Source organism: Aporhodopirellula sallentina SM41 (assembly GCF_000346505.1).
In the GTDB taxonomy this organism is placed as follows: Bacteria; Planctomycetota; Planctomycetia; order Pirellulales; family Pirellulaceae; genus Rhodopirellula; species Rhodopirellula sallentina.
Window position 1 is genome coordinate 18751 of record NZ_ANOH01000094.1, and the last position, 8308, is coordinate 27058.

Below are 8308 nucleotides of genomic sequence, written 5' to 3' on the forward strand. Positions count from 1 at the left end.
ATCCGCAAAAACACGCAGTCGCGGCTCACTGAGTAGGACCATAAACCTGCCTACAGGTGGCGAGAATTGCCGCCGCATGTAATTCTCGGCGCAAAGAAAATCGGCCAAGGCCTGGACTCCAACTGTTGGAGCGAAGGCTTTAGCCGACTGCTTTTGGTGAACCGCGGCTAACGCCGAGCGGTTGATGATTGCCCTAAGTGTTCGACGCGAGGACGACCGCCAACTTAGCGGGCGGCACTCATGTAGAAGCTGAACATTCGCTCGTCGTCGAATTCCGACTGCATGACGGGGAAGGCAAAGTCGAACGCGAGCGGTGCTGGGCCGAGCATCGGGATGGCGACACGGAAACCGAAACCGGGAGCAACGCGAAAGTTATCTTCGTTGATCTCGATGTCTTCTTCCACCGTTCCGAAGTCGACAAACGCGACGCCACGGAACGCATCGTCCGCGGTCAGAGGGAACATGTATTCGACCGAGTTAAGCCATTGGAACCGACCACCGATCTCGATCAGACCAGCCGCCGTCGACGCGACGGGCGAAGCACCACGGAAGTCGAAACCACGAATCGTGGCGTAACCACCGGCGAAAAAGTTCTCGAAGATCGGCGTGTCGTCGCCGCTGAATCCGAGTTGCGTCCCGAATGACAGCGTTTGCTTTCCGGATCCGTCGGCTCGCTCTCGCATCAACCAATACTTGCGGTATTCGCCTTCAAACCGACCGTAGTCGAAATCGCCGAACGCTTGCTCGTAGCTGGCCTTGATGTAGTGACCCTCGCTCGGTTGCAGCGGGCTGTTTCGCGTGTCATGGATCAACGAAAACGTGCCGCTGTAAAGCGAGTTGTCACCGAGCACTTCGGCTAGCTGTGGCAGCGACGGGTCCCGGGCATCGGTGATTTCCACATTCTGCCCGCTGATGCCGGCGGAGATCGAAAGGTCAGGCGTGATCCGGTAACCGAAGGACAACCGGCCACCCAGACGACCTTCTTGCCAATCGTCGAATTGCCGATCGTAGTAGAACCCGCTGATGGACATGCTGATCGGCAAGTACCCGAGCAAGTTGGGATCGGCGAACTGTGCCGTGTACCGCTGGAACTCACTCCCGGGAACCGCCTCGAGCCGGAACGTTTGCCCCGCACCGCGGAATGCCGTGCCGCTGAACAAATCCTGAAACGAAGTCGGCCAACGCGTGATGTCAAAGTTGCGTTCGTCGATCGTGACCTGACCGGTAACCCCGGCGTCACTGTTGACCGCACCACCGAACATGACACGCCCGGTGCGAGCCGGATAGCCTTGGATGATCAGGTCAGCCTCGCGAACTTCCGGTCCGGTGACGACCGGCGGATAGGAAGCGACCGGTGGATAGGTGGTAACCGGATCGGGATACGTCGGGTTGAACGCCGGCGGTTGGCTGTAGACGTCAGCACCGTACGGATTCGGGTTCGCCTGTGCCGGAGGATTCGTTCCGTACGTTGGCGCCGAATAGCTCGGTGGCGTCGTCGATGCGGGCGGTTGCTGCGTCGTGTAGGCCGACCCGCCGTATTGCGGCGCCGGTTGCGGAACCGAATACGTCGACGGGGGATAGGATTGCTGAGCGAACACGTCACCTGGCGACAACATGGCCGCAGCACTCATCGGAATGACAGCGAACAGAGCGACGACACGTTTCACGGTAGCGTTCTTATTTAGGAATTTCATGGCGTCGATCATCGCAAAGCATCCTCCTTCGGCACAACTTTAATATCGGGTGCTTCGGCGATCGCCGGGTTAGTTTCTAGTAATTGGCTGCGTTCGATTCGCCGACGACTCATCTCGAGAGTCCGCCGGTCGATCCAGTCGCCTTCTCGCATATCAACGAGATTCAACATGGTTGTTTCTCGCATCAAGTGCGGCTCGCCATCGATGTTGACCAGGATGCGTCCGACCTTCCATCGATCGCCTTCGGTGATCTCGTAGACGATGTCCGCCACGCCGTTTTCGTCTCGCATGATCGTCTTCGGTTTGACTTCGGCGTAGATAAAGCCCAACTCGCCATAGCCGTAAACGATCTCGCCGACATCGCGACGCATGATCGTGCCGTCGAACATGTCGCCGGCGTGCAGTTCCAATCGAGCCCGCAGTGATTCTTCGGTGATAAACTCGTTACCGACAATCTGGACGTCGCCGACGGTGAATCGTGGGCCTTCCTTGACAACAAAGACGACCGTCACCCATTTTCCAGTTTCGTCATACTCAAACCGCCGCCCGACCGTCGCGGTGAGGAAACCGAGCGTGTGATAGTAAGACGACAACAGGTTCACGTCTTCGTCAATCATTCGCATGTTGGCTTTGTTGCCGACGTAGCTCAGGAAGCCAGCCATCGGGCCACGAGAGCGGATGATCTTTTTCAAACGAGCTTCGGTGACGATCGTGCTGCCTTCGATCTGAATATCCGCAATTCGCTCGAGCGGCCCTTCGTTGATACGAAAGATCACGGTCCCCGGCGGAAGATCCGTGGCGGAAACGCCTGCGGAAGCACCACCGTCGCTGCCGGTGATCGTTGCCGACACGGCGGCTTGGTTGAACCCTTCCTCGTGGTAATAGTCGAGCAAACGACGGCGTCCAGATTCGACGGAAAATTCGCTCAGTGGATCCCCCGCAGAAACGCCTGCACGGCCCGCGATCTCGCGGTCATTCAGTGCTCGGTTGCCATGGAAGATGACCTTCGCAACCATCGGCCGTTCGTGAACGTAAAAGGTGACCACCACGCTCGGTGTCAATTTACTGCTGCCAGACTGTGGATTTGCTGGCGGATTGGCCGCGAGGGGTTTCACTTCAAACGTGACTTGGTCGAATGAGCCCATGTCGTTGAGTCGACGGACGTCCGCCAACACCGTTTCACTGTCGTAGAACCGCCCTTTGCGTGTCTGCAACTCTGAAAAGATGTCTGCCGCCGGCACCGAACGATTGCCAACGATCCGAACTGATGCGACAACCGCGTCGCCACGCTCGCGTCGAAATGTCATGCCAGCCCGGGCATGGATATGATCGCGGAATTTTGTTTTGGCTTCGGCTTGGGGTGCCTGAGCACCACCGCCACCCATGCCACCGCCGCCCATTTGGGCGAACGCAACCGGCGAACACAGAAACACCAGGACGGCGAGATATTTTGCTATGGACTCGGCAACGCCGTACACCTTCGCTGCGTAGCGGCGATTCGAAAACGTACGCGTCGTCGACGTCGTATTCGTGGTGGGCGGTGACGGCGGAAAGGCAACGGGAGAAAGCATCGCCGAGCGGTTCCTTGTAAGGAGTGGACACAAACCGCGAAGACCATTTTTCCGGCCCAAAGACCGGAAAGAAACCTTCGCGGGTCGTACCTACCAATGCCGAGCACGTCACCACAAGAGAGATATGGAAGCAAACCGACCATCTCGCACGAGCTCCGTCCGATGGCTCAAAAGACCGGATTCTGGAAGATCAAAATCGCCTGAGAGACCGCACGCTCGGTCGCCCATTTCCACCAACAAAGCGCGCATGCCACGTCACCCCGTTCAGCCTAGACAACCTATCTCGCCAAGGTATTGCCCGCGTTTGAAGCGTGTCTGCCGGAACGGCGATGCGCTGGGTCCGGCCTACAAAACGGCGTTCGGAATCGGATGCGAATGGCCGGCAGTATCTGCCAATTCCTTTTTCGCGTAGTGGATCTTGTTAAAAGACCCCGCTCCATGAAGATCTTTAACAGGCCCCACTACCACCTCTCCCTGAGAGCCAAGCATCACGCTCGGACTACGTGGCCGCTCGGTGTCTGCCGGAACGGCGCTGCGCTTGGTCCGGCCTACAAAACGGCGTTCGGAATCGGATGCGAATGGCCGGCAGTTTCTGCCAATCCACTCTTCGTGTAGTGGATCTTGTTAAAGATCCCGCTCCATGAGGATCTTTAACAAGATCCACTACCACCTCTCTTGAAAACCGACCATCACGCTCGGACTACGCGGCCGCTCGGTAGCGGATACCGGTCTTGTCGCGGGAGGTGGGTTCGATCGCACCGGCATGCCGCATCACGTAGGCGATCCGCTGTGCGATCCAGCGGGCACAGCCGATCGCGTTGGCCAGATCGAGCGTATTGAATTCGACGTCCACCAAATGATCCGGCACCGGACATTCACGGTCGGCTTTCGTGGTCGCGTCAACGCCCGCGAGCAACCGCCACAAATCCACCGGCTCGCGCAGCTCGATCGAATCGTGCACCTGCGTCAATTCGGTGTCTTCGATCACGTAGCCGGGATCACGCCAACGGCGACGACGTTTCTTTTTCGTCACCAATCGATATTGATTGACGTCGACAATCGGGATTTCGACGGTCAGTCGCGGGTGAGGGAAAACGTCGCGAAGGTAAATCAGCTCCTCGAACAAATCGTGCACCTGTCCCCGCTTGGGGCTCAGTCGACGCGAGACCGGTTCGGCCCCCTTCTTTTCCCTTTTGCAAATACGAGTCCGCGAGACCGACGGTTTGACGATCCGCACGTCATGCCGCCGCAACAGATCACGAACTTTGCGGCGGATCGCCGAAAGCGACGCACACTGAATCTCGATCAGCTCGTCTCCTCGAACGACGTCAATCCGGTACGCTCCCATCGCCACCTCGATTTGTTCGGGCGACGTCGCGTAGTGGGACTTCAGTTGTTGATGGAGGGACGTTTCCAAAGTCGTTTTGGCGTTGGTTGGATGAATCGGCAACTGTGCGTTTTGCCGGTCATACCAAAAAGCACGAAAAAACCCCAGAGCTTTCCATCGAAAGCCCTGGGGTCGTTGTCCCGCCAAGCGAACCCCGGACAGGCCGCCTGACGTTGTCGCGTCACCAAAGTTACTGGTCAACGCGACGACGAAGCAAATTTGTCGACGAATCAGACGAGGTTGGCGGGGCCACGATCGCGCCCCGCCGCGTCAGACTCGTTTAGAAGTTGAAGTCAGCACCAACGTAGGCACCGTGCAACAACAGGCTGGAGTCGGCGTGCAACGCACTCGCCGAAGCCGACGAGCTGTAGTCACGTGAGTAGTCGGCGGCGGTCGCCAAACCGGTCACGCCCATCACGCGGTAACCGCCACGAACGGCGAGGCAGTCGATGACGCGAACGCCGATGCCGAGATCGAACTCACCCAACGTCGAGAACACAGTCTCTTTGGTGTGGTAGTCGATCGCCAAGCCTGGCATCGCGGCGAGTTCCGCAGTGTTTTCCTGCGTACCCAATCGGTGACGGAACTCAGCTTGGTTTCCGTAGAGACCGAACTTGCCGCCCACGTTCAGGTTCACGCGACTGGCCAAGCAGTAGGTCAAACGGCTGCCGAACTGATAACCGAACAGGTCGTTCTCGGTCGAAGTGAAGTCATGCAGGTCATGCATCGTGAATCCAGCACGTCCGTCGATGTCGTATGCGAAATCGATCGTGTCTTTGAACTGGAACCAACGAAGACCGTGCGAGGTCACGATTTGAACTTTGCCCGTGCAAGGACGCACCATCGGTCCGCCTGCTCCGCCGTATCCGCGAGCCGGACGGCAAGGCTGGCATGCTTGTGCACACGGATCGTTGCACTGGTTGTATCCGCCGTAGCCACCGCATCCGCCGTAGCCGCCACCGAAACCACCACCGAAGACCGAACCGAGACGGCTCGTTCCGCAGTTCATCATCGCGGCACGCTGAGCACCCATCAAACCAAAGCTGAACAGGTTGACTTCCATGCCTTGGATGTCGATGTCACGACGTGCTTGGAACAACACGGCTTCAGCGTACGATTCGTCAACCGCAACGTCGTAACGTGCGTCCAAGTCACCACCGTTCGACGCAGCGTTACCAGCACGACCGTCGATGATGTCGTAGACAGTGTAAGGCGATGCCGCACCAGAAACTTCCTGGTAGCCCGCACCGGTGTCACCGGCCGCCAAACCGTTGTCGAACATGTAGGTCATCGTGGCGCCGTTGTACTGAGGCATCCCCGAGGCACGCAGGCTACCGCCACCGGCACCGCTGTCGAGCGGCGTGTATACCGGCGACGTGAAGACTTCTTCATCTGGATCGAAGTTGAAGTAGCTGACGCCGAGGCCGTAACGACCGCAACCGAAGTAGCGACCGAAGTTCAACTGGTAACCGAGTCCCGAATCCGCATCAATCGAATTGATTCCCATGTACGGCAAGTAGGGCCGTGTCGGGTCGGTCGCGTCGTAACGCGATACAACGTTGCGGTATTTGTCGTTGGTGTCGACGTTGAAGAACAACAGGTCAAACGATCCGAACCAAGGGAACAAGGTCGGACGAACCGGAGCCGCGACGGGCATGCCACACGACTGAGCCGTGTACGAGGTGCCTTCCCAAGGCTGCGACGCAGCTTGCGAGAACTGAGTCTCAACAGGAGCTTGGTTGCACGATTGGCAGTACGAATCGTCGACTGGGGCGCCCACGTGAACGGCAGAACCCTGAGCAACGGGCGTTGGATGAACGGCCGGGGCAGGTGCCGGTGCAGTGTGTTGTACCGGTGGTGTCGAGTATTGAGGAACCGAGTTGCCGTAGCTTGGTTGCGGCGTCGGAATCTGCTCTGGCGATGGCAAGCCTGCATCGTATCCACCGCTCGAGGCAGGTTGGAACAATTCAGGACCGCTGTTGGAGCTGCCGAAGTTGCTCCACTTGGCTGGTGCCTGGTAGTTCGAACTGCCGAACGTTTGGACCGCTTGGGTGCGTGGCACACCGAGTTGGCTTTGCGGAGCCTGTTGATTTGGCGTGTATTGGTTTGGCAGTGCGAACTGCCCGGGCTGTGCGTACTGAGCAGGCTGTTGGGCACCGTAGGAATACGGCCCCTGAGGTGCCTGGCCATATTGTGCAGATGCGATCGTGCAGAGACCCATCGAGAGGGTCGCCGCGACGCTTCGCAAAATGTTGGTTCTCATCTTTCGACTCCTTCGCTTCGTTTTTGCTTCGTGCATTAGACCTATCTGCGAAATTCGCGAACGAGCGATTTCGACCGGTGATGCGAAACAGCTTTCGTGACCATCGATCGAGCATCGGTCGGCTTCGTTCCGCCGTACCGAACGGCTGGGAGGCACCTGCTTCAATCTTTCAATCACGTCCGCTGTCCTACGCTCGAGTCACCTCCCAACAATTGGGAAGCGTCTCGAACGCTCACGTGCCGCTTCGCACTCACGAGTGCAGTTAAGCCATGGAAAGGGACATGCAGCAAAATCCCGCACTCAAACGAACGCGGGTTTTCCTACGAGGAGTTTCTTCGGCCCCCTATCGAAATTGATCGCAAACCATCCGCGACAATGCGGACAAACTATCACTACATAGGAAGCATATCGGGAACGACCGTGGTGGCTTCTGCGACCGCTAACCACGTACTTCCTTTCGCCACCGGCACAACCGGAAAAACCTGCCACATAATTAAAAGCCGACCTGCAGAATCGCGTCCGCCGCTCATGCCGGCCCGAAGCATCGACGCCAAAACACATCTCTGCGTGACTTCTCCGCGCGGCTTCTCCGTGCCGCTTGCTCGCGCGGGCTTTCAACCGCTATCCACACCGTCATCGTGATCGCTCCGTCTCCGACGCCCGCCACACCGATTGATGGCTGGTGAAGTCTGACGGCTGGAGATGTCTGATGAATGGAGAAGTCGATGCGAGAAATCGATGGATTGTCCGCGTCCCGATCTTTCGCCAAAGAAGATTCACATATCACGCCCAAAGGACGCCGTGTGTCTTTTACAATAACCTCGCGTGAGCCAATGAACGCGAGGCAGAGTTCAGTTGGAACTCGATTCGTTACGTCCCCTCGCGTTTTCCGCGATCCGAAAACTTTGCCAAATCCATAGAACAATCAGCCAGCGGACCTTCGCTCGGCCGCCTCGTATCCACCGCGACAAACGCCGATCGGCTGAACAATTTTCGGATTGATTCTCTCGTACGTCCGACGCACGATACCGGTGTCGATGCCGCTCGACGAACACATCCCCCAAAACGAACACAGCCCCCACAAACGAATTTTCCAGATGAACATCCACGCCGCATTTGCCGCCCGACCTCAATCGCTATCCAGACCGACATCAATGAAGTACTTGTGCCACGCGTTCACCCTTGGAATCTCCTTGGCAATTCTGACTTCAGCATGCATGGGAGACGAACCGGTCTTCCCCCACAAAATGCCAGAGACCAAACCGGACATCCCGATGAGTTCCGCGATGCAGCGGATGTTTGACTATCCCGCCCCGCGCGTCCAGGACAACGAACTGTTCTCTCAGTTCAAATACACCCGCTTGAAAGGGTTCGACTACGCCGGTGGCGATGG

The 8308-nt window shown here is 57.8% G+C and carries 4 protein-coding genes and 1 pseudogene; 1 reads left to right on the forward strand and 4 read right to left on the reverse strand.

The window, feature by feature from the left end:
• Positions 1-224: 224 nt before the first annotated feature.
• The 4 genes from RSSM_RS05145 to RSSM_RS05160 form a co-directional block, all read right to left on the reverse strand.
• A complete protein-coding gene (locus RSSM_RS05145) occupies positions 225-1706 on the reverse strand; it encodes a BamA/TamA family outer membrane protein (protein ID WP_008675306.1) in 1482 nt (493 codons plus the stop codon).
• Entirely contained in the window at positions 1703-3265 is a 1563-nt protein-coding gene (locus RSSM_RS05150; protein WP_008675308.1) for a BamA/OMP85 family outer membrane protein, read from the reverse strand. The genes RSSM_RS05145 and RSSM_RS05150 overlap by 4 nt, the downstream gene beginning before the upstream one ends.
• A 700-nt stretch (positions 3266-3965) precedes the next feature.
• Positions 3966-4853, reverse strand: a complete 888-nt coding sequence (locus RSSM_RS05155) for a hypothetical protein (RefSeq protein ID WP_008675309.1) — start codon at positions 4851-4853, stop codon at positions 3966-3968.
• Positions 4854-4932: 79 nt separating this feature from the next.
• Positions 4933-6915, reverse strand: a complete 1983-nt coding sequence (locus RSSM_RS05160; RefSeq protein WP_044301201.1) for a hypothetical protein — start codon at positions 6913-6915, stop codon at positions 4933-4935.
• A gap of 1193 nt (positions 6916-8108) precedes the next feature.
• On the opposite strand from RSSM_RS05160, the pseudogene RSSM_RS32275 reads away from it, so the two are divergent.
• Positions 8109-8308: pseudogene (locus tag RSSM_RS32275) on the forward strand (glycoside hydrolase); the annotation flags it as partial.

Coding starts and splice junctions, on each gene's coding strand:
- RSSM_RS05145 (WP_008675306.1), bottom strand. CDS start 1,706: ATGATCGACGCCATGAAATTCCTAAATAAGAACGCTACCGTGAAACGT.
- RSSM_RS05150 (WP_008675308.1), bottom strand. CDS start 3,265: ATGCTTTCTCCCGTTGCCTTTCCGCCGTCACCGCCCACCACGAATACG.
- RSSM_RS05160 (WP_044301201.1), bottom strand. CDS start 6,915: ATGAGAACCAACATTTTGCGAAGCGTCGCGGCGACCCTCTCGATGGGT.